This is a genomic window from Halovibrio sp. HP20-59, assembly GCF_033052795.2.
In the GTDB taxonomy this organism is placed as follows: domain Bacteria; phylum Pseudomonadota; class Gammaproteobacteria; order Pseudomonadales; family Halomonadaceae; genus Vreelandella.
The window spans coordinates 47,207-68,481 of sequence record NZ_JAWJUW020000015.1; the positions used below are offsets into that span (position 1 = coordinate 47,207).

A 21,275-nucleotide genomic window follows, 5' to 3' on the forward strand; every position below is an offset into this window, starting at 1 on the left:
GCCACCAACGAGCCCCGTTATGTCTGCCGATGCCGTTTCACGTCCCCGTTTAGTGTTTGCTCATGCCAACGGTTTCCCAGGGTTGAGCTATCGCAGCCTGCTTAATCCTCTGGCGGAGACGTTTGATCTGCATCCGATCAATTGCCTGGGCCATCATCCTGACTACCCGGTTAACCACAACTGGGGCAACTTGGTCGATGAACTGCTGAACTCCCTGCCAGAGAGCGACACACCGCTGCTGGGCGTTGGTCATTCGCTGGGTGGCACCTTGATGGCCATGGCCGCCGACAGGCAGCCCGAGCGTTTCTGCGGGGTGATTATGCTGGATCCACCCTTGATGCTGGGCACCGATGCCTGGGCAATGAAAGCCGCCAAGCGGTTTGGCTTTATCGATCGTATCACGCCTGCCGGTAAAACCTTGGGGCGGCGCACCGTGTGGCCGAGCCGTGAAACGATGGCCAGTTCTTTACGGCGCCGGGGGCTCTTTCGTCGCTTTACCCCGGACGCGCTCAACGACTACATTGAAGCAGGGACACGCTTGTTAGATGACGGCAGTGCTGAGCTGATCTTTGATCCGCGCATTGAGGTGGAAATTTTCCGCCATCTGCCCGATCACCTCTCGCGCCTTCCTCAGCGTTTGGGGGTGCCGCTGGCGTTGGTGGCGGGCAAAGAGTCGCATCTGCTGACCGCCTCACGTATCAAGCGGCTAAGGCGCAAGGGGCTAACAGTGAGTGAAGTCCCCGGTACGCATATGTTTCCGATGGAGCATCCTGACGAGACCCGGGCGGCTATTTTGGCTGCCTGGCAGCGTTTGCCTAATGCCAGTAAGCATTCACACACAGCGTAAGGAGGCGTTATGTATCTTTCCGTACAGCTTAGCTACTACCCACTGGCCGATGACTTTAAGCCGGTCATCAAAGAGGTAGTAAAACGCTTTGAGGCAACGGGGCTGGAAGTGCACCCGAACCGTATGAGTACTCAGGTGTTTGGTGAGTTTGACGCCGTCATGGCGGCGATAAGCGACGTGATGAAGTGGTCGTTTGAGACCCATGGTAAAGCGGTATTTACGGCGAATTTCCTGGAAGGGGACCGTCGTCCGAAAGAGTGAGTATAAGGCTATAAACAATAACGCCGCCGCCCAGAAGGGCGGCGGCGTTTTAGTACTTAGGCTAGCGCGTACTTAAATCAGCGATTCCAGGCAGGATTCGATGATATCCAGCCCTTCGTTGAGTACGTCGTCTTGAATGGTGACGGGCATCAAGAAGCGGATGGTGTTGCCGTACATGCCGCAAGAGAGCAGGATCAAGCCTTCTTCACGGGCTTTCTTGCACAGCGCTGCGGCCAGTTCAGGATTAGGCGTCCGCTCGGTTTTGTCGGATACCAGTTCAAAGGCGGCCATGGCGCCCATATTGCGGCCATTATCAACGCAGGCAAACTTGCTTTCCCAACCGCCGAAACGCTGAGCCAGCTTCTCACCCAGGGCCTGGCTCTTCTCAAGGATGTTCTCCTCTTCGAACACTTCCATCACCGCCAGTGCGGCGGCGCAGGCGGTCGGGCTGCCGGTATAGGTGCCGCCCAGCGAGTTGGGGCCAGACGCGTCCATGACCTTGTCAGTACCCACGATGGCAGAAATCGGCATGCCGTCGGCCATACTCTTGGCCATGGTCATAATGTCTGGCTCAACGCCGCTGTGCTCAATGGCAAACATTTTGCCGGTACGGCCAAAGCCCGACTGCACCTCATCAATGATCATCAAAATGCCATGTTCATCGCAAATGGCGCGGACTTTCTCAAGAAAGTTTTTTGACGCCGGGTAGAAACCACCTTCACCGAGTACCGGCTCAAGCACAATCGCGGCGGTGTCTTTGGGGTTGGCGTCGGTTTTTAGCGCCATCTTCAAGCCGCGGATGGCTTCATCTTCGCTGACACCATGGTAGGGCACCGGGTAGGGTGCACGGAAAACGGTGCCCGGCATCGGCCCGAAGTCGCTCTGATAAGGCGCCACTTTGCCGTTCATGGCCATGGTGTAGAAGGTCCGGCCGTGGTAGCCACCATCAAAACAAATGACGTTAGAACGGCCGGTGGCGGCGCGGGCAATCTTGACCGCGTTTTCCAGCGCTTCGGCGCCAGAGTTTGCCAGCATGACTTTGGCATGGCCACGAACCGGCACGATCTGGCTGAGCTTTTCCGCCACTTTGACGTAGCCTTCATAGGGCATCACGGTTTGGCAGGTGTGCATCAGCTTATCGAGCTGGGCCTTGACGGCAGCGACGACTTTGGGGTGGCGGTGCCCCACGTTGAGAACGCCGATGCCGCCCGCGAAGTCGATAAAGCGATTGCCGTCGGCATCCCATACTTCAGCATTCTCAGCGCGATCGGCAAAGGCCGTCGCGGGACTGGCGGCGCCAGCAGCGACGTATTTGTGTTTCAGCTCGTTTAATTCTGCATTGCTGCTCATGACTTAAATCCTATTAATGAATGATGAACTTTCAGCATAGCGCGCAATGGCGTTGCTCACATAGGCGACGATACAATGGCAACCCGATTGCGTCCCGCCTGCTTAGCTTGATACATAGCTTTGTCGGCACGATCAAGCAGTCGTGTGCCAGACGCTTCGACATAACTGGCGATCCCAGATGAAAGAGTAACCGTTAAGTGATGCTCGGTAAAAGAGGCTTGTGCAACCGCTTTACGAACGCGCTCCATACCCCGCAAGGCTTCGTCAGCGTCTACCCCCGGCATAATCACCAGAAATTCTTCTCCGCCCAAACGGATTTGCAGGTCGGTGTCGCGCAGCACTTGGTTCACCAAGGCGGTTGTCTGCTGTAAAACGATGTCACCGATGCTATGCCCATACTGGTCATTAATGGTTTTGAAGTCATCTAGGTCGTACATGGCGATGCTGAAGGTGCCGCCGTATCGTTCGCAGCGTTTGATCTCTTCATCCAGACGCTGTAAACCGGCACGGCGGTTGAGCAGCTCGGTTAGCTCATCGTGATGGGCGAGATGATCAAGGCGCTCATTGGCCTGTTTTAGGCGTTCTTCAAGCTGTTTACGCTGGGTAATGTCGAGAATAAAAGTGACTTTGCGTGGCTTGCCGTCTTCACCTTCAATGCGTGCTGATTCAACAATAATGGTATGAATCCGACCATGTTTGGTCAGCATCTCCCACTCTTGACGTTGCTCCTGGGATTTGCCGCCCTGCATAAAATCTTGGTGCAGGGCCGTCAACCGATCCCTGTAAGCCTCTGGGATGACCATGGTAAAATGCTGGCCCAAGAGCTCCTCTTCTGGGTAACCGCACAGTTCACAGTAAGCCGGGTTGGCCATCTCAAAGTGACCCGAAGGGGTGGTAATACAGATGCCAATAGGCGCGGCCCGAATAACGTTTTCCGTATTACGCTTTGAGCGGTTAAATAGCTGATAGATTTGCTCAGTGCTGAAGTTATTCATCTGCTTTTCCTAACGCTATGCCCGCTTCGCTTTTTAACCCCGCGAGTAGGGGAGTAATATCATCGCCCAACGAGTTGACCGCCGGTCTGGCAAAGTAGAAGCCTTGCTGGCATACGATGCCTGCCCGGGCCAGCCAAAGCGCTTCTGGCCGGGTTTCAACGCCTTCAGCAATCAGCGTCATGTCGAGGTCTTGCGCCAGTGTAATAATGGCGTTTAACAGCGCCTGACGACGTACATCGCTATCGCAGTCCATTACCAGCGCACGGTCAATCTTAAGTTTATCGGGCGTTAAGTCGGTTAATAGGTCTAAGTTGGCATAACCATTGCCAAAATCATCCAGCGCGGTTTTGAAGCCCATGGAGCGATAAGCATCGATAATATTGCACAGGTGCTGACGGTCGCGAACGCGCTCTGTTTCGGTAATTTCAAAAACCAGCCGATCCATTGGCCAGCCAACGCGTCTGGAAACGTCTAGCGTTGCCTGAATGCACGCTTCTGGTTCATATACGGCGTTGGGTAAGAAGTTGATTGAGAGATCGGTTTGCATATCCAGGGCACTGGCCATTTCGATGGCCTTCACCCGGCAAGCTTGGTCAAAACGATAGAGCAGCTCATCGGTGACTTGCGAAATGACGCTCCAAGCGGATTCCCCATTAATGCCGCGTACTAAGGCTTCATAAGTAACCACTTGCGCCAAAGCAATATCCACGATCGGCTGAAAAGCCATGGTGAATTCAAATGGCAGATTCCCTTCGCAGCGTTTGCAGCTACCATCAACACGCGCGCACTGGCTCATTACAACTCCTGTGTAAGATCTTTGTCTGCTCTGGATGAGTCAGCGTCAGTCGTATATAAATTGCCAGCTCAATGAATAAGCACTATTTTAGACGTAAATCGGGCGCGATGTACAGGAGCTGTACAGCATGTTCGGTGTACCGGGTCATTGGCATAGCGCAGATGATAGGGATGCCACTTTCAAGCAAGCTTAGATAATACCTGCTTTACGCAGGGCTTCGCACTGTTCTTGGGTGATGCCAAGCTCGGCTAATACGTTGTCAGTGTGTTGGCCTAAGTGAGGGGGGGCGGTAGTGGCGCTCATCTGTACGCCATTGAAACGGATCGGATTAGCAACCAAGTCCACCTGGCCCGCTTGGTCGTGCGGTAAGGTCTGCTTGAGCCGGCGGGCTTTAACGTGAGGGTCGTCGAATACGCGGTCCAGGGTGTTGATCGGCCCGCAGGGCACACCGACTGCCTCAAAAGTGGTCAGCCAGTGTTCGGTGCTGCGCTGGGCCAGCGCCGCTTCCAGTTGGGGAACCAGTAGCGCACGCTGGTTCACTCGGGCGCCATTGGTGGCAAAGCGTGGGTCGTCAGCCAGCCATGGCAGAGACAGCGCTGTGCAGAAACGCTTAAATTGCTCATCGTTGCCGACGGCCACAATCATATGGCCATCCTGGGTGGCAAACGCCTGGTAAGGCACGATATTAGGGTGGGCATTGCCCATCCGCTGTGGCACGTTGCCCGAGGTTAAGTAGTTCAGCGCTTGATTAGCCAGCACGCCTACCTGAACATCCATCAGCGCCATGTCGATATGGCAGCCCTCGCCGCTATCGCGGCGTTGATATAGCGCTGCCAGTATCGCGTTGGCCGCGTACAGCCCGGTGAAAATATCGGTAAAGGCGACGCCGCTTTTCACCGGTTCCCCACCGGGTTCATCGTCGGGCTTGCCGGTCAAGCTCATGATCCCGCCCATGGCTTGAATCATAAAGTCATAACCGGCGCGGTGAGCGTAAGGGCTCTCTTGGCCAAAGCCGGTAATTGAGCAATAAATCAGCTTGGGATTCAGCGCCTTTAAGCTTAAGTAATCCAAACCGTAGCGTTTAAGGCCGCCGACTTTAAAGTTCTCTATCAACACGTCGGACTGGGCGACGAGCTGCTTGATCACCGCTTGACCTTCGGGCTTGGCCATATCGACGGTCACCGAACGCTTGCCGCGGTTGGCGCATAGGTAGTAAGCCGATTCGGCCGTTCCTGCTAACCAGGGCGGCCCCCAGTGGCGAGTGTCATCGCCGCTACCGGGGCGTTCCACCTTGATGACATCGGCGCCCATGTCGGCGAGCATCTGGCCACACCATGGGCCGGCCAGCACGCGGGAGATATCCAGCACTTTGATGCCAATCAGAGGTTTGGGTGCTTCGCTCATTCAGCGCTCCTGCTCCCGGGGCGGTTAAAAGAAGGCCTGAATACCGGTCTGGGCGCGGCCCAGAATCAACGCATGCACATCGTGGGTGCCTTCGTAGGTGTTCACCGATTCCAGGTTGACCATGTGACGGATAACGCCGTATTCGTCAGAAACGCCGTTGCCGCCGTGCATATCGCGGGACTGGCGGGCAATGTCCAGCGCTTTGCCGCAGTTATTGCGCTTGATCAACGAGACCATCTCCGGCGCCCAGTTGCCGCTGTCCATCAGTCGGCCCACCTGCAGCGCCGCCTGTAGCCCGAGAGTAATCTCGGTCTGCATGTCGGCGAGCTTTTTCTGAATCAGTTGGTTCGCCGCCAGCGGGCGGCCAAACTGCTTGCGGTCCAGGGTGTATTGGCGCGCCGCGTGCCAGCAGAATTCAGAGGTGCCCATTACCCCCCAGGCGATGCCGTAGCGGGCTTTATTGAGGCAGCCAAACGGGCCTTTCAGGCCGCTTACGTTGGGTAGCAGGTTTTCCTCGGGAACGAAGGCATTCTCCAGCACGATTTCGCCGGTAATCGAGGCGCGCAGCGAGACTTTGCCCTCGATTTTGGGCGTACTAAAACCTTCCACGCCGCGCTCAACGATAAAGCCTTTGATCTGATTGTCGTGAGCCGCTGACTTCGCCCAGACCACCGCAATATCGGCAATCGGGCTGTTGGTGATCCACATCTTGGCGCCGGTCAAGCGGTAGCCGCCGTCGACTTTTTCTGCGCGCGTAATCATGTTGCCTGGGTCAGAGCCGTGGTCAGGTTCGGTCAAGCCAAAACAGCCGACCATCTCGCCGCTGGCCAATTTGGGTAGGTACTTGTGCTTTTGCTCTTCGGAGCCGTAAGCCTCGATGGGGTACATCACCAGCGATGACTGCACGCTCATGGCGGAGCGGTAACCGGAGTCGACGCGCTCAACCTCACGGGCAATTAGGCCGTAGGCCACGTGGTTAACGCCTGCGCCGCCATACTCGGGGGAAACAGTGGCGCCGAGCAGGCCCAGTTCACCCATTTCGGTCATGATTTCGCGGTCAAAGCGCTCTTCGCGAAAGGCGGTGAGTACGCGGGGCTGAAGGTTTTCCTGGCAGTAATCGTAGGCCGCATCGCGAATCTGGCGCTCTTCATCGGTGAGCTGTTGTTCCAGAAGTAGCGGGTCGTCCCAGTTGAAATGCGTCATGGCGTGGATTCCTCGATTTGTTGGCACTCAACTAGCGTAGCGCCTACAGCGATAAATGACGGGTGGTAATAAATTCGACAATAAATACAGCGTCGCTTACCGGCAATGTATCGCCGTTTTGTAAAAATATCTACATTTTTATGGAGCGCAGAATTTAGTGCATACCGCGCGCTTTGAGTACTCGGGTAATAATCGGCACCGGGGTCATCAAGTGGTCGCGCATTAAGCTGTCGGCTTTGGCGGTATCGCGAGCCAATATGACATCGACCAGCGCGGCGTGCTCCTGGCGTTTAAGCGCCAGCGCCTGGGGCGACATCACGGTTTCCTGCAGCCACAAATGGCGGTAGCGCTCTACTTGGTCAAACAGTGTATTGCGCATTTGCAGCAGGTGAGGGGAGTTGCAGCCACTGGCAATGGCGGTATGGAACGCTTTGTGGCGCTGATCCCAGATATCGAGCAGGTCGTCGGGGGAGTTGATGTCGGTGACTTTGGCTAGCCGATGCGCGGTGGCCAGGACCGTGGCTTCCCAGTCGTCGTCGCCGCGCTCAATAGCCAAGCGCAGAATCAGCCCTTCAAGCTGAGCGCGGGCGTCGTAAATGTCGTTGAGTTCGGCCAGCGACATGGGCGCCACCCGGTAGCCGCGCTGGCTAATAGCCACCACTAAACGGTCAGCTACCAGCTGTGAAAGCGCTTCCCGCAGCGGCCCGGTGCTCGCGCCGTATTTCTCTTTCAGGCGGCTCATCAGCAGCTTCTGTTCAGGCGCGAAGTGGCCACGAATAATGTCGTGCTTGAGTTGACGGTAAGCACTGATGGCGAGGTTTTGGCGCGGCGCGTCTTTGCCCCCACTATTTTCTTCTTTAAAACCGGGCTCCATAGCAGTTTGGCTCCTATCCTGAATCAATAATAAAGGCGAGGTGGGTGGAATTGACGGCCATTATCAACAAATAATAACAATTTGGCATGGAGTAAGACATTTGTGCCGGATTTCATGATTTTAGTGCGTAGCTACTAGGCCCAACTGCTTGACGGTTACGCCTATTAGCGCTGTCATTTTGGTAACGTTGAAAACGCTACTGCACTGATAAAGCCTTATTAGCATCTAACGCATAAGCCGTGCTAACTTCTGATAACCGCTTTTGCTTGGCTTTTAATGACAGGCAGAAGCGGGGGAACACCTCCTTTATCGTCAACCATACCTATAAGTCCAACAGGACGGAGGAAACGCTCATGCGAACTCTTCACTATATAGCGGCTGCTTCTATGCTAGCGGTTGCGCTCCCAGCCAGCGCCCAGCAACTGTCGATCGCCACCGGCGGTACCGGCGGCGTCTACTATCCTATCGGCGGTGGTTTTGCCGAAATGATCAATAACCATATCGAAGGCGCCCAAGCGACTGCTGAAGTCACCGGTGCCTCGGTTGAAAATATGGGCTTGATCATGCGCGGCGATGCGGACCTTGCGCTGGCACTCGCTGATACCGTCTATCAAGCGTATACCGGCACCGATGATTTCGAAGGCCGTCAAATTGAAAATACCCGCGCTTTGGCCTCGGTTTATCCTAACGCCGTTCAGCTGGTGACGTTGGCGGAGTCGGATATTGAATCAATCGCTGATTTGGAAGGCAAAATCGTGTCAGTCGGTGCGCCGGGTAGCGGCACCGAGTTGAATGCCCGCGCGCTGTTAGAGTCCAACGGCATTAGCTACAGCGATTTCTCTCCCCGGCGGCTGAATTTCAATGAAACCGCCGATGCCATTCGCGACGGTGACATCGACGCCGGTTTCTGGAGCGTCGGCCCGCCGACCAGCTCGATTCTTAACCTGGCAGCCACCCGCGATATTCGTCTGATTGGTCTGTCTGATGAAGAAATTGCCAATGCTCAGGAAGAAGAAGCGGTGTTCTCCCGGTATGAGCTAGCCGCCGGTATGTATGACGGCATGGACGAAGCGGTTCAAACTATCGGTATTCCCAATGTGCTTGTCGTCAATGCCGATATGGACGAAGAGCTGGCTTACCAACTGACCCAACTGCTGTTTGAAAACACCGATGAGCTGATAGCGGTGCATCCGGCGGCAAACGACACTACCGTTGAGTTCACCATGGCGTCTACCCCCGTGCCGCTGCACCCAGGCGCACTGCGTTACTTCGAAGAAGTGGGCGCTGAGATTCCCGATCGCATGCGTCCGTAACCGTTGAGTGACACTGTCCTAAAAGCGCTGTCACAAAACGTGGTCCTAAAAAAACATTCGTAAAAACATTGCCGTAAGGACATTGCCATGCAGTGGCAGCAACGACTGGTGGCGCTACTCATAGCATGTTGTCCGCTCGCCGAAGCGGGGGAAACCCCTGCTTCGGCGACTTCGTTTATGCGCTTGGCCGTGGTGAGCGAACAAGGCGAGCGTCTGGTAGACGCTGCGGTGCCTGATGGCGGTCGTTGGTGTATTAAATGGCAGCATTCTGTCGAGCACTTTACGGTGCTGGATTGCTATCGTAATGCGGCGGGCACCATGCAACTGGAGCGTAGCCATCAACCCGACTTCGCCGCCGGGCTTGGGCATATCTTTGGCCGTGGCGAGCAGGTCTCAGATGGCCGGGGGGGCTACTGGATTAATGCGATTAACGAGCCTGTCACCAATAACCGATATGTATTAAGGGTAGGTTCACTGGCTGTCAATCATCGCGTGGTGTGGCCAGACGCTGAACATCCGCCGGTGAGCCTCAGCAAGCATGCCGCCGGGCAACGCGTGACCATTCAATTAGTGGCACCTAGCGCTTCCCCGCGTTAATAAAAACGACATTAGTGATTAATTTCGAGGGCTTCATGAGCGAATCCAAACAACCCCCGAGCGTGATGCCGGGTGCTAATGCGGTTCAACCCCGCATGGTGCTGTGGGCGATCACCCTCGTGGCGGTGGGTCTTTCCCTGTTTCAACTCTACTCCGCCGGCATTCAGCCTTTAGGGCTTTTTTATCAGCGCAGTATCCACCTGGCATTGATTATGATGCTGGCGTTTTTAATGTTTCCTGCCTTCGGCCCCCGCCGCCAGCGTGGGGTCTTGAGCTGGGGGTTAGACCTGCTGTTTTTGGCCGGGGCACTCCTCACCGGCGGCTATTTAGTGCTCAACTTGGATGAGATTTTCAGCCGCGCGGGCTTTTGGAACAGTACCGACATTTTGGTTGCCTGTATCGCCACTGTCACCGTGCTAGAGGCTAGCCGACGGGCGGTGGGTTTCGGTATGACATTGATAGGCGTGTTGGCAATCGTGTATGCGTTTGCCGGGCCGCGCGGTGAGCTGCCTTGGCTGGGCGAGTGGATGCCGGGCATTCTGGAGCACCGGGGCTACACGTTTGATCGGGTTGCCGGCCAACTCTACCTAGGCCAAGAAGGCATATTTGGCTTGCCGCTTGGGGTCGCGGCGACCTATATCTTTATTTTTGTGTTGTTCGGGGCCTTCTTGGAGTGCACCGGCGCAGGTAAATTCTTTATTGATATGGCCTACGCTGCGACCGGTCGCCAACGCGGCGGGCCTGCCAAAGCAGCCGTTTTAGCCTCGGCGGGAATGGGGTCTATTTCCGGTAGCGCGATTGCCAACGTGGTGACCACCGGCGCCTTTACTATCCCACTAATGAAACGGCTGGGCTATAAGCCTAAACAGGCGGGCGGTATCGAAGCCGCCGCCTCGACCGGTGGGCAAATTATGCCGCCGTTGATGGGCGCGGGCGCCTTCCTGATTGCCGAGTACACCAATACACCCTACCTAGATATCGTCAAAGTCAGTATCTTGCCGGCGATTATGTATTTCGCCACGGTCTATCTTTTTGTGCACATCATTGCGCTTAAGCAAGGTATGCAAGGGCTGCCCAAACATGAGCTGCCACAGATGCGCCAGGTCATGAAAGATGGCTGGCACTTCCTGCTGCCGCTTGCTGTGCTGATCTGGCTGCTGGCGATGAGCATGTCGCCCATGCGGGTGGGCTACTATGCAGTGGTGACCATTTTGGCGGTGGCGGTCTTGCGTTATGTGCTGTGGTTTTTCTTTGTGGCGCCTAGGCAGGGCCAGCCGGTGACGGCAAGCGCGATCAAAGACGTCACCCGCCAAGGATTTGCCAAGCTGATCGAGGGCTTGGAGTTAGGTGCCCGCAATGCGGTAGCGGTGTCCATGGCTTGCGCCGTGGCCGGCATTATTGTTGGCATCGTGGGCTTAACCGGATTAGGACTGAAGTTCTCCTCTATGATGATGGCCTTTTCCGGTGGCAACATCCTGCTGGCGCTGGTGATGGTGCTACTGGCAAGCCTGGTGCTGGGCATGGGGTTGCCGGTGACTGCCAGTTACATCGTCTTGATTGTGCTCGTTGGCCCCGCGCTTACCCAGGAGTTTGGCATTCCGTTGTTGGTCGCTCACCTGGTGGTATTCTGGTACTCCCAAGACTCCAACGTGACGCCGCCAATCGCCTTGGCAGGTTTTGCCGGGGCGGCGATTGCGGGCAGTAAGCCGATGGAAACCAGCTTCCAGGCGTGGAAGTTTGCTAAGGGACTCTACTTGATCCCGCTGTTCATGGTGTTTAACCCAGAAATCATAATGGGCGGGCCGGTAGTGGTAGTGATCTGGAATGCTGTCATTGCCATTCTGGCGTTAGGCGCCTTTGCGGCTGCTTTGGAAGGCTATCTGTTTACTCGGATGTCGTGGCTACCTCGCGTTGCCATTACCGCGGCGATTATAGGGGTGTTCTACCCGAACCTGATGACTGAAATTGCCGGTGTGGCGGTCATGATCGCCCTCATCGCTGCTAACTGGTTAGCCAGCAAGCGCGAAGCGTCAGCGGCGCCCGTTAGCCAGTAACCCCCACCTACCAGCCAGCAACAAAAAGGCCCGGAGAAGCTATCTCCGGGCCTTTTGCTGAGCGGGGCTTGTAACGCGTGAGGCTCGTTACGTTAGGGTTAGAAAATTGATTCGGCGGTACCAGACCCTTGTGAGCCACTGGCTTCTTCCAGCTCGCGGCTGATGCGGCGTTGCTGGTAATCCGGTAGGTGGTCTTCGTGGAACAGCTCGGTTATACCGCCGGACTGACCCTCGGCCAAGCGCTGGCCGGTGTCCGGGTCGACCCGCGCGGTGACCACGCTATCCGGGCGCTCGGGCACGGCACTCGGCGTTCCCTCAAGGGCATTGCCCATAAACTCTACCCAGATGGGTAGCGCGGCCTGAGACCCATACTCAGAGATAGTTTCGTTACTGTCTTTGCCTACCCACACCGTTGTCACAAGTTCATTATTAAAGCCAGCAAACCAGGCGTCACGTTGGCTATTAGTGGTACCGGTTTTGCCGACGATATCGTCGCGGCCTAGGGTTAGCGCGCCACGGCCAGTACCCGAGGTGATAACGTCGCGCAGCATATCGCGCAGAATATAAACGGCCGCCGGGTCGGCCACCCGTTTGGCGATCGGGTATTCTCGACCATCGATTTCAACCGTTTCCTGATCCTCCGCGCAGCTGCGGCAAGCCACCTGTGGCGTGGCCTCATCAATCACTTCGCTATCATCGTTGCGGGTTACCCGTTCAATAAACCACGGGGCGACCTGGAAACCACCATTGGCGAGTACCGAGTAGGCGTTGGTCATCTCCATGGGGGTTAAGCTGGCACTACCCAGCGCTAGAGACAACCCATTGGGTAAACGACCTGGTGCAAAGCCGAAACCTTCTAAGAAGTTGATTGTGTGCTCTATGCCCATTGTCTGCAGCACGCGGATAGTCACTAGGTTGCGCGAACGGGCGAGTGCTGGACGTAGGCGCATGGGGCCGTTGAAGTCACGGCTAGAATTGACCGGCCGCCACAAGGAATTGCTGCCATCGTCAAGCACGACGGGCGAGTCGTTGACCACGCTGGCCGCGTTCATTTCGCCGTCTTCGAGGGCCGCGAGGTAGATAAACGGCTTGAAAATGGAGCCTGATTGGCGCTGCGCCTGTACGGCGCGGTTGAACTTGCTGGCATTAAAGTCAAAACCGCCCTGCAGCGCAAGAATGGCGCCGGTACGTGGGTCCTGGACGACTAACGAACCTTCAACGCCCGGGCGCTGGGAAAGGCGTAACGAGCCGTCTTCTTTCTCAACCACGCGAACCATATCGCCACGCACGGCAATCTGCTCAGCTGAGCTGGGTTCAGCGCCGCGGCTACGCGGGCTAAGGTAAGGACGAGCCCAGCTCAGCCCTTCCCAGCCAATGGTTTGTAGCCCGCCGCTGCGGGTCAGTACCTGCATCTCACGGCCGCTGCTTTCGACCACGATAGCAGGCTGGAGCAGACTGTAGTTGGGCGTGCGCTCAAGCACCTGAATCCAGTTGCTGACATCACCCTCAATGCCTTCGACTTCTGTTTGACTACGCTGGGCGGCTTGGCGCGCGGTTTGGCGAATTTCCGGCGACTCCGAAAGTTCCTCTTCCAGGCCTTGGGTTTCGGTTTGTTCCTGCGCTTCGACAAGACTCGCGGCAATCTCACGCTGTTCCGGTCCGCGCCAGCCGTGACGTAGGTCGTAGTCGATTAGCCCCTTGGCTAGCGCTTGACGTGCGAAGGGCTGCAGCTCGCTGTCAATGGTGGTGTAGATGCGGTAGCCGCCGGTGTAGGCATCATCGCCAAAGCGCTCTATCGCATACTGGCGTGCCATTTCGGAGACATAGGCTGCGTCGACTTCTGCACGAGTATAGTGGCGCCGTGCGGTAACAGGCTCTTGTACAGACGCTTGGTAGGTGGCGTCGTCGATATAGCCTAGCTTGCGCATACGGAACAGAATCCAGTTGCGACGAATCAGTGAGCGCTCGGAATTAGCCAGCGGGTTAAAGGCCGAGGGGGCTTTCGGCAGGCCGGCAATCATCGCCGTTTGGGCAAGAGTGAGCTCGGCGAGCGGCTTGTCGTAGTAGGTTTCAGCAGCCGCTGCGATGCCGTAGGCACGGTTACCTAAGAATATTTTATTCACGTAAAGCTCAAAAATTTCTTCTTTACTCAGCGCCTGCTCCATTTCCAGTGCTAGCAGGATTTCGCGAATTTTGCGTGTAAAGGTTTGATCCAGCGTCAACATATAGTTACGCGCGACCTGCATAGTGATTGTCGATCCGCCTGACTGGATGGTGCCGCCACTCTGGACAAGCTCGACGGCCGCCCGGGCTAATCCGCGGGGATCAACACCAGCGTGATCGAAATAGCTGGCGTCCTCGGCAGCGATTAACGCATTGACCATATCTTGCGGCACGTCATCAAAATCGACCGCCATGCGGCGCTCTTCGCCGAATTCGCCAATCAATTTTCCGTCTTGAGTAAAGATTCGCAGCGGCGTATGCAGCTCAAAGTTCTGTAATTGACGAACGTCCGGCAGGCCTGGGGAAAAATACAACGCGGCCCCCACCACGGCGAGCGCGCCGGCACCGACCAACGACACGATAAGAAAGAACAGCGACACAATAAGGGTTCGAAGCAACGTCATGAACAGAGAGCACCCTGAGAAGAATAAAAGGATCGGCGTCTAAACGGCCGTATTAGCAATTGGCAGCCATTATAGGAAGCCGAGGCGGCGGTCACCAGTGTTGATATGCGCTAAGTGCCTGTGCGTGTGACTTAACTAGAAATCATGTAACCTCACGCTATGCAACAAACAGGCGATAGACAGGCGATAAACAGGCGGAGCCATAACGAATATGCGCTTTCTAAAATCTGCTAAAGGCCTGATCGGCGTCGATATTACCTCGGCGACCGTGAAGTTGCTTGAGCTGAAACAGTGCCACGATAATTACCAAGTAGAAAGCTATGCCGTGCGTCCACTACGTGAGGGGGCCGTTGTTGAGCGCAGGATCCGCGATATCGATGATGTGGCCAGTGTGCTTAGTCGAGCCGTGGAGCATGCCAAACCGTCGACGCGTAAAGCAGCGGTTGCCGTACCCGCGAGTGCCGCCATTACCAAAACGCTGAGCTTTCCAATCGGTTTAAGTGAAGACGAGATCGAAGAGCGCATTGTGGCCGAATCAGACCGCCATATTCCTTTTCCGTTCAACGAGGTCGCGTTTGACTTTGAGTGCCTGGGTCCCATGCCGTTCGATGAAGAGCAGCAGCAGGTCGTGCTGGTCGCCTGCCGGCAACAGGATGTAACGCAACTCACGGATACGCTGGAACGGGCTGGCTTGGAGCCCGCCGCCGTGGATGTGGAAACTTTTGCCATGGAGCGTTCACTGGCCGAACTGCGCCGCCAGCTGAAGGTGGAGAACGACCCCACCGCCTGCGTGGGTTTGGTCGATATTGGCGCCAATATGAATGCCTTTCACGTCGTGCGTGGCGGCCATATTGTCTATACCCGCGACACGGTGTTTGGTGGCCGACAGCTCACCGATGCGATTCGCGACCGCTATGCGCTTAGCATGGAAGAAGCGGGCTTCGCCAAAAAGCGCGGCGGATTGCCCGATGACTACCACGAAAGCGTCCTTAATCCATTTCTGGAAACCGTTGTACAGCAGGTCGGCCGCTCGTTACAGCTTTACTACACCGCCGGGCGTCAGCAGGAGGTAAAACACATCGTGTTAGCGGGCGGGTCGAGCGTCATTCCCGGGCTCGCCGAGCGTATTGCCGACGACAGCGGTATGTCGGTCACTATCGCTAACCCCTTCCAGCGCATGCAGGTCAATAAACGTTTAAATCTCCAGGCGTTGACCAATGATGCCCCGGCAATGCTAACCGCGGGTGGCTTAGCGATGAGAGTGAGTCAATGAGGCCCAGCCAATGAGCATCACTATTAATCTATTGCCTTGGCGAGAAGTTCAGCGGGAACGGCGGACCCGAAAGTTTTACGCTGTCGTGGCGGCGATGCTATTGCTGGGCGTCGTGCTTGGGCTGCTAGTGGCACAACTTTACCAGTTTAAGCTGGCCGCCCAGCAGCAGCGGAATGCCGCTATTAACGACCATATTGAACGTCTAAACGCCGATATCGAGGGTGTTTCGCGTTACCAGAGCGATGCCGAGCAGTTAACCGAGCAGATCGCGGTCTTCCAAGCGTTGCAGGCGGAACGAGCGCATACCGTGCAGCTCTTTAATGATGTGGCTGACAGCGTGGCCAATGGCGTGGTCTATCAGCGGTTATCGAAAAGCGGCGATAGCGTTAGCGTCACCGCGGTTGCCGGTAACGAACGGCAGGTTTCCGAGCAGCTGCGCCGAATCGCCTCGCTGCCGGGGCTAGGCGTGCCATCGCTCTCGGCGGTGGAAAACGACCCAGACAGCCTTGGCCGCGTGTTTCGCTTTGATGTTGAGCAAACCGCTCCAGCGGTGCCGCAAGGCCAAGATCAAAGCATTCAGGGGGACGCCCCATGAGGTTGAATCGCGAGCAGTGGTCCGAGCAATGGCAGCAACTGCGCGACGTCGATTGGCGAGATCTGGATATTAAAGAAGCCGGCGGTTGGCCATGGCTATTGAAAGTGTTGAGCGGTGGCTTAGCGCTGATGGTCGCGCTGGCCATGATGGCGTGGCTAGTGGTGAGTGAACAGCGTGACGCCTTAACGGCGGCTCAGCGCCAAGAAGTAAGGCTGTTGAGCGAGTACCGCAGCAAAGCCGCCGAGGCTGCTTTCTTACCGGAAATGCGCCAGCAGCTTAGCACCCTCCAAGCGCAGATAACGCGGTTGCGCACCATGCTACCCACCGACGCTGAAATTCCTGCGCTGCTCGATAGCATTAGCGACGCCGCCGTTGATAACCGCTTAACCATCGAAACGATTCGGCTACGCCCCACCCAAGCACAACGCCATTATGTCGAGCAACCGTTGGATATTCAGGTGCGTGGCGGTTACCACCAATTGGCCCGCTTTAGTGCCGATATCGCCTCGTTACCGCGCATGGTGACCCAGCACGATTTCAGTTTGCAGCCCGTTGATGATCGCGGTGACGCGCTGCGCCTTTCGCTGTTGGCGCGCACCTATCGCTACGTTGACGAAAGCGATCAGCCTGACAACGCGGAGGTTGAAGCACCATGAAACAGCTAGCTTCTCCTCTTTTGTTGGCGGTCACTGTGTCAGTGCTTGCGGGCTGTGCGGATGCGGATTTAGTGCAGCTTGAGCGTACCCTGGCGGATATTCGTCGCTCTCCCGGTGGGCAGCCGCCGGTTGTCAGCGTGTCGTTGCCTGAAAGCCAGCCTTTAACTTATTTGCATAGCGAAGAGCGTAGCCCATTTTTGCCACCAGACGCCGTTGCTAAGAGTCATCTGTCCCGCAGCGGTAGCGCCCTCGCCCCTGACCAGCAGCGCGAGCAGGAGCCGTTAGAGCGTTTTCAACTGCAGGCGCTGCGATTAGTCGGTACGCTGCGTATGGGTGGCCGACAGGTAGCCATGATTGCATCGCCTGATGGCAACGTAACGAGCGTCAAAGAGGGAAACTATATGGGCACCGACTACGGCCGTATTGTCGATATCACCGGGCAAGAAGTTCGCGTTACCGAGCGGGTGTTCACCCAGCAAGAAGGCTGGCAGAAGCGCCAGGTATCGCTGGTCATTAACGAAAACAACGAGTAAGTGGATAATAGCTCATGGCAGTGACAGCTAGGCGACGCATTTTCTTTATGGTGGTGGCCGCACTATTCTCGCTATTGCCCTCATTGGCGGCTGCCTCGGTGCTGACTGACATTGAGGTCCAGCCCGCCGAGAACGGTGGAACTTACCTTGACCTGCGCTTTACCGGCGACGTGCCCGAGCTACGCAGCTACCGCCTTGACTCCCCACCCCGAGTAACGCTGGATTTGGCAGACACCCAAAGCGGGCTAGCCGAGCGACGCCTGACGGTTAATCGCAGCGGCATCGACCAGATTACCGCCCTAGAGGGCAATAACCGTACCCGTTTGGTGGTGGCGCTGAGTGAATCGCGTGAATTTACCTCTCAGTTACTGGATGATCGATTGCGGGTGACGTTCGCGCCAACGGCGGGTAATACACCTTCTGTACCGGACGCGCTGGAAGTCGATGAAGGGCCGCAGATTGAGAATATTGATTTTCGTCGTGGCCCAGAAGGTGCTGGCCGCTTGCTGGTGACCTTTGACCGTGAAGGCATAGAGGCAAACGTGCGTGAGGGCAGCGGTGACCAAGTGCTGGTTGATCTGCGTAATGTCGCTATTCCCGATGCGCTCAATCAGGTCTACGACGTGACCGATTTTGCCACCCCAGTCACGCGCATTACCCCCCGGCCAGGGCCGCGCGACACGCAGTTAGCGATTAACACCCAAGGCGCCTACGCGATGATCTCATCGCAAAATGGCCGCACGCTGACCGTCGAAGTGCAGCCGGTTAATGACGAACCCGAGCGGTTAAGCACTGACGAGCGCTATAGTGGTGAGCGATTGAGCCTCAATTTTCAGGATATCGAAGTGCGCTCGGTGCTGGCCACACTGGCTGAATTTACCGGCTTGAATTTGGTGGCTAGCGACAGCGTCACGGGTCGGGTAACGCTTAGCTTAAATGATGTCCCTTGGGATCAGGCGTTGGAGCTGATTTTGCAAAGCCAGGGGTTGTCGAGCCGTGAGCAGGGCAATGTGATTGTGGTGGCGCCTGCCAGCGAGCTGGCCGATTTAGAGCGCCAGGAGCTAGAGGCGCGTAACCAGCTTGAGACGCTGGCGCCATTAGTGACCGAGTTTATCGAAATTAAATACGCGCGCGCTGAAGACTTAGCCGAGCTGTTGCGCGGCGGCGACGGCTTTGGGCTGCTGACCGAGCGTGGGCGCGTGAGCATTGATAAGCGTACCAATACGCTGCTGATACAGGATACCGCCGACCAAGTGAGCGATATTTTACGCACGCTGGATCGCTTGGATGTCGCCGTTCGTCAAGTTCAGATTGAAGCCCGCATCGTCATTGCCCGCGACACCGCCTCCCGCGAGCTGGGAATTAACTGGGGCATGTCGAGCACGCGGGGGTTCCAAGAGGGCGAAAGCGGCGCTTTCAGCCGCCGCGATATTAACCCCGATGGCATTAATCGCGCTCAGGGTGGCCTAGCCGTTGACTTAGGCGCAGCTTCCGGGCCGGGCACCGGCTTTAGCTTTGGCTATTTATCCGGCGATATCTTGTTGGATTTGGAGCTACGGGCGCTGGAAAGTGAAGGTAAAAGCCAAACCATCTCACAACCGCGCATTATTACCGCCAACCAACGTACCGCCAGAATCAGCCAGGGTGAAGAGCGCGCTTTCCAGAGCGTGGATGGCAACGACAACCCCGATACCGAATTCAAAGAAGCCGAGCTGTCGTTGGAAGTCACCCCACAGATTACCCCTGACAATCGCATTATTATGGATTTGGTGATTAAAAATGACAGCTTCCGCGAGTCAGAATTTGGCGGCGAACCGCCGATAGACACTAACCAAATCGAAACCCAGGTGCTGGTAGATAACGGCCAAACGGTGGTGTTGGGCGGCATTTTGACGACCGAAGAGCTGCGTCAAATGGCTAAAACGCCGCTATTGGGTGATATTCCTTGGCTGGGGAGGCTGTTTCGCTATACCGAAGAGAGCAATGAAAAGGTAGAGTTGTTAGTCTTTATTACTCCACGACTCCTTGACGATGGTTTGACGGTTCGCTGATGCAGGATTTACCCAATCTATTTCTCATAGGCCCCATGGGGGCTGGCAAAAGCACGATTGGTCGCCTGTTGGCGGCCGAATTGTCGCGCCCCTTTTATGACAGTGACCACGCCATACAGGATCGCTGCGGTGCCGATATCCCGTGGATTTTCGATGTCGAGGGCGAGCAGGGCTTCCGCCAGCGGGAAACTCACATGATCGACGAGTTGACCCAGCTTGCGCCGGTGGTGGTGGCCACCGGCGGCGGCGCGGTGCTGCGCGAAGAAAACCGCCGTGCACTGCGTGAGCGCGGCACGGTGATCTATCTGGTGACCACCGTTGATCAGCAGCTCAGGCGAACGGCAAAAGATCGCAATCGGCCGCTGCTGCAGTGCGCTAATCGCGAGCAGGTGCTCAACGATATGTTTGTCCAGCGCGACCCGCTCTATCGCGCTACTTCGGATATTGCCGTGCGTACCGATCGCCGCAGCCCCCGGGCCGTCGTCAATGAAATTCTGCGCCGGGTGCATCGGCTGGTGGATCCGCTAGAGCCCTCATCCAAACATCAGGTATCGCCATGACTTCGAACGCCACTGCAAGCGCGCAACGCACCCTTAACGTCGCCCTCGGTGAGCGTAGCTATCCGATTCATATTGCTACCGGGCTGATTGGTCGAACCGATGCGTTGACGCCGTACTTGGCGGGTCAGCAAGTCATGGTGGTCACTAACGATACCATCGCGCCGCTGTATCTGGAAAAGCTCTGCGCCAGCCTGCCAGCGCACCTTGATGTGCGCACCGTCGTGCTCCCCGATGGCGAGCAGTACAAGTCCATTGAACAGGTCAGTCGCATTTGGGATGCGCTGCTGGAAGCCGGTTTTAACCGTCGCTGCACCCTCGTTGCCTTAGGTGGCGGAGTGATCGGCGATATGGTCGGCTATGCAGCCGCCTCGTATCAGCGCGGCGTGGCGTTTATCCAAGTGCCCACTACGCTGCTTTCCCAGGTGGATTCGTCGGTAGGGGGTAAAACCGGGGTCAATCACCCGCTGGGTAAAAACATGATTGGCGCTTTCTGGCAGCCCAAGGCCGTGCTGGTAGATATCGACACACTTAAGAGCTTGCCACGTCGTGAGCTATCCGCTGGGCTTGCCGAGGTCATCAAGTACGGTCTGATCCGTGACGAAGAATTTTTAAGCTGGCTGGAAGCCAATATGGCCGAACTACTCAACGTAGAGCCTGAGCTTGTTGCCGAAGCCATCGCGCGTAGCTGCCAAATCAAGGCCGATATTGTCGCCGAGGACGAAACCGAGCAGGGCGTACGGGCGCTGCTCAACCTGGGCCATACCTTTGGCCACGCCATTGAGGCGCATCAGGGGTATGGTAACTGGCTGCATGGCGAGGCGGTGGGTGCGGGCATGGCCATGGCGGCGACGCTTTCCCAGCGCTTGGGCTGGATCGACGACGCAGCGCTGGCTCGCAGCCTTACCGTCATCGAAAGCGCTGAGCTGCCGTTGGCGGCACCGGCGAACATGACCAGCGATGACTTTTTAGCCCGCATGCGGTTAGATAAGAAAAATATCGATGCCCGGCTACGCTTGGTGCTGCTTAACGCCCTAGGCGATGCCTGTATTAGCGATGCCACGCCCGTTCATGTTCTCCGCACGCTGCTTGACGATTACCCGCGCTGCTGAGCGGCAACAACTCAATTATTTCATTATTTAAGCTAGCACCTGCTGAATGTAACGGCCCTGAAGGGGCGTCGTTGCATGCGGCGGGTTTTTTATCGCTGGCTAACGATCATCACCCCAGCAGTAGAACAGTGTTTTTTTATAATCCGTATGCCGTATGCGCTATCGGCATGGGTAATA

19 protein-coding genes are annotated in these 21,275 nt (G+C 56.5%); 12 read left to right on the plus strand and 7 right to left on the minus strand.

All coding sequences use genetic code 11. The features are described from left to right. Positions 1-19: 19 nt before the first annotated feature. Both RZA33_RS15400 and RZA33_RS15405 read left to right on the plus strand, forming a co-directional pair. On the plus strand, positions 20-847 hold the full coding sequence (locus tag RZA33_RS15400; RefSeq protein WP_317508592.1) for an alpha/beta hydrolase: 828 nt from the start codon (positions 20-22) through the stop codon (positions 845-847). A gap of 9 nt (positions 848-856) precedes the next feature. Continuing rightward, positions 857-1,108 carry a YkoF family thiamine/hydroxymethylpyrimidine-binding protein gene (locus RZA33_RS15405; protein WP_317508593.1) on the plus strand — a complete coding sequence of 84 codons (252 nt, stop codon included), beginning with the start codon at positions 857-859 and terminating at the stop codon, positions 1,106-1,108. A gap of 72 nt (positions 1,109-1,180) precedes the next feature. Here the strand turns inward: RZA33_RS15405 and gabT are convergent, their stop codons facing one another. The 6 genes from gabT to csiR all read right to left on the minus strand — a co-directional run bounded on the left by gabT (position 1,181) and on the right by csiR (position 7,730). After that, positions 1,181-2,458: a 4-aminobutyrate--2-oxoglutarate transaminase gene (gene gabT / locus RZA33_RS15410; RefSeq protein ID WP_317508594.1), complete on the minus strand. Its 1,278-nt coding sequence runs from the start codon at positions 2,456-2,458 to the stop codon at positions 1,181-1,183. Between the two features lie 56 nt (positions 2,459-2,514). Next, positions 2,515-3,453 carry a sensor domain-containing diguanylate cyclase gene (locus RZA33_RS15415; protein ID WP_317508595.1) on the minus strand — a complete coding sequence of 313 codons (939 nt, stop codon included), beginning with the start codon at positions 3,451-3,453 and terminating at the stop codon, positions 2,515-2,517. Next, positions 3,446-4,249 carry an EAL domain-containing protein gene (locus RZA33_RS15420; protein WP_317508596.1) on the minus strand — a complete coding sequence of 268 codons (804 nt, stop codon included), beginning with the start codon at positions 4,247-4,249 and terminating at the stop codon, positions 3,446-3,448. Before RZA33_RS15420 ends, RZA33_RS15415 begins: the two co-directional genes overlap by 8 nt. Before the next feature lie 189 nt (positions 4,250-4,438). Further along, positions 4,439-5,653 (minus strand): CaiB/BaiF CoA-transferase family protein, encoded by a 1,215-nt coding sequence (locus RZA33_RS15425; RefSeq protein ID WP_317508597.1) that lies wholly within the window; start codon positions 5,651-5,653, stop codon positions 4,439-4,441. A gap of 24 nt (positions 5,654-5,677) precedes the next feature. Then, positions 5,678-6,856, minus strand: coding sequence for an acyl-CoA dehydrogenase (locus RZA33_RS15430; RefSeq protein ID WP_317508598.1), 1,179 nt, complete (start codon positions 6,854-6,856; stop codon positions 5,678-5,680). Between the two features lie 154 nt (positions 6,857-7,010). Continuing rightward, positions 7,011-7,730, minus strand: coding sequence for a DNA-binding transcriptional regulator CsiR (csiR, locus tag RZA33_RS15435; RefSeq protein WP_317508599.1), 720 nt, complete (start codon positions 7,728-7,730; stop codon positions 7,011-7,013). A gap of 353 nt (positions 7,731-8,083) precedes the next feature. Between csiR and RZA33_RS15440 the strand changes: the two genes are divergently transcribed. From RZA33_RS15440 to RZA33_RS15450, 3 genes are all read left to right on the plus strand, one after another. After that, entirely contained in the window at positions 8,084-9,043 is a 960-nt protein-coding gene (locus RZA33_RS15440) for a TAXI family TRAP transporter solute-binding subunit (protein ID WP_317508600.1), read from the plus strand. Positions 9,044-9,130: 87 nt separating this feature from the next. After that, positions 9,131-9,640, plus strand: a complete 510-nt coding sequence (locus tag RZA33_RS15445; RefSeq protein ID WP_317508601.1) for a DUF1850 domain-containing protein — start codon at positions 9,131-9,133, stop codon at positions 9,638-9,640. A gap of 35 nt (positions 9,641-9,675) precedes the next feature. Beyond that, positions 9,676-11,694, plus strand: coding sequence for a TRAP transporter permease (locus tag RZA33_RS15450; RefSeq protein WP_317508602.1), 2,019 nt, complete (start codon positions 9,676-9,678; stop codon positions 11,692-11,694). A gap of 98 nt (positions 11,695-11,792) precedes the next feature. On the opposite strand, the gene RZA33_RS15455 is transcribed toward RZA33_RS15450, so the two are convergent. Further along, positions 11,793-14,321 (minus strand): PBP1A family penicillin-binding protein, encoded by a 2,529-nt coding sequence (locus RZA33_RS15455; RefSeq protein WP_317508603.1) that lies wholly within the window; start codon positions 14,319-14,321, stop codon positions 11,793-11,795. Positions 14,322-14,532: 211 nt separating this feature from the next. Here RZA33_RS15455 and pilM point away from each other — a divergent pair, with 211 nt between their 5' ends. The 7 genes from pilM to aroB are packed head-to-tail and all read left to right on the plus strand — an operon-like array spanning position 14,533 to position 21,098. Then, positions 14,533-15,594, plus strand: a complete 1,062-nt coding sequence (pilM, locus tag RZA33_RS15460) for a type IV pilus assembly protein PilM (RefSeq protein ID WP_317508604.1) — start codon at positions 14,533-14,535, stop codon at positions 15,592-15,594. 10 nt (positions 15,595-15,604) lie between these two features. After that, the gene (locus RZA33_RS15465) at positions 15,605-16,189 is read left to right on the plus strand and encodes a PilN domain-containing protein (RefSeq protein ID WP_317508605.1); all 585 of its coding nucleotides are present in this window, start codon (positions 15,605-15,607) and stop codon (positions 16,187-16,189) included. Further along, positions 16,186-16,845 (plus strand): type 4a pilus biogenesis protein PilO, encoded by a 660-nt coding sequence (locus RZA33_RS15470; protein ID WP_317508606.1) that lies wholly within the window; start codon positions 16,186-16,188, stop codon positions 16,843-16,845. Before RZA33_RS15465 ends, RZA33_RS15470 begins: the two co-directional genes overlap by 4 nt. Continuing rightward, positions 16,842-17,378: a pilus assembly protein PilP gene (locus RZA33_RS15475; protein ID WP_317508607.1), complete on the plus strand. Its 537-nt coding sequence runs from the start codon at positions 16,842-16,844 to the stop codon at positions 17,376-17,378. Before RZA33_RS15470 ends, RZA33_RS15475 begins: the two co-directional genes overlap by 4 nt. 14 nt (positions 17,379-17,392) lie before the next feature. After that, a complete protein-coding gene (gene pilQ, locus RZA33_RS15480) occupies positions 17,393-19,429 on the plus strand; it encodes a type IV pilus secretin PilQ (protein WP_317508608.1) in 2,037 nt (678 codons plus the stop codon). Next, the gene (gene aroK, locus RZA33_RS15485) at positions 19,429-19,989 is read left to right on the plus strand and encodes a shikimate kinase AroK (RefSeq protein ID WP_317508609.1); all 561 of its coding nucleotides are present in this window, start codon (positions 19,429-19,431) and stop codon (positions 19,987-19,989) included. The genes pilQ and aroK overlap by 1 nt, the downstream gene beginning before the upstream one ends. Further along, positions 19,986-21,098 (plus strand): 3-dehydroquinate synthase, encoded by a 1,113-nt coding sequence (gene aroB / locus RZA33_RS15490; protein ID WP_317508610.1) that lies wholly within the window; start codon positions 19,986-19,988, stop codon positions 21,096-21,098. The genes aroK and aroB overlap by 4 nt, the downstream gene beginning before the upstream one ends. Positions 21,099-21,275 lie beyond the last annotated feature (177 nt).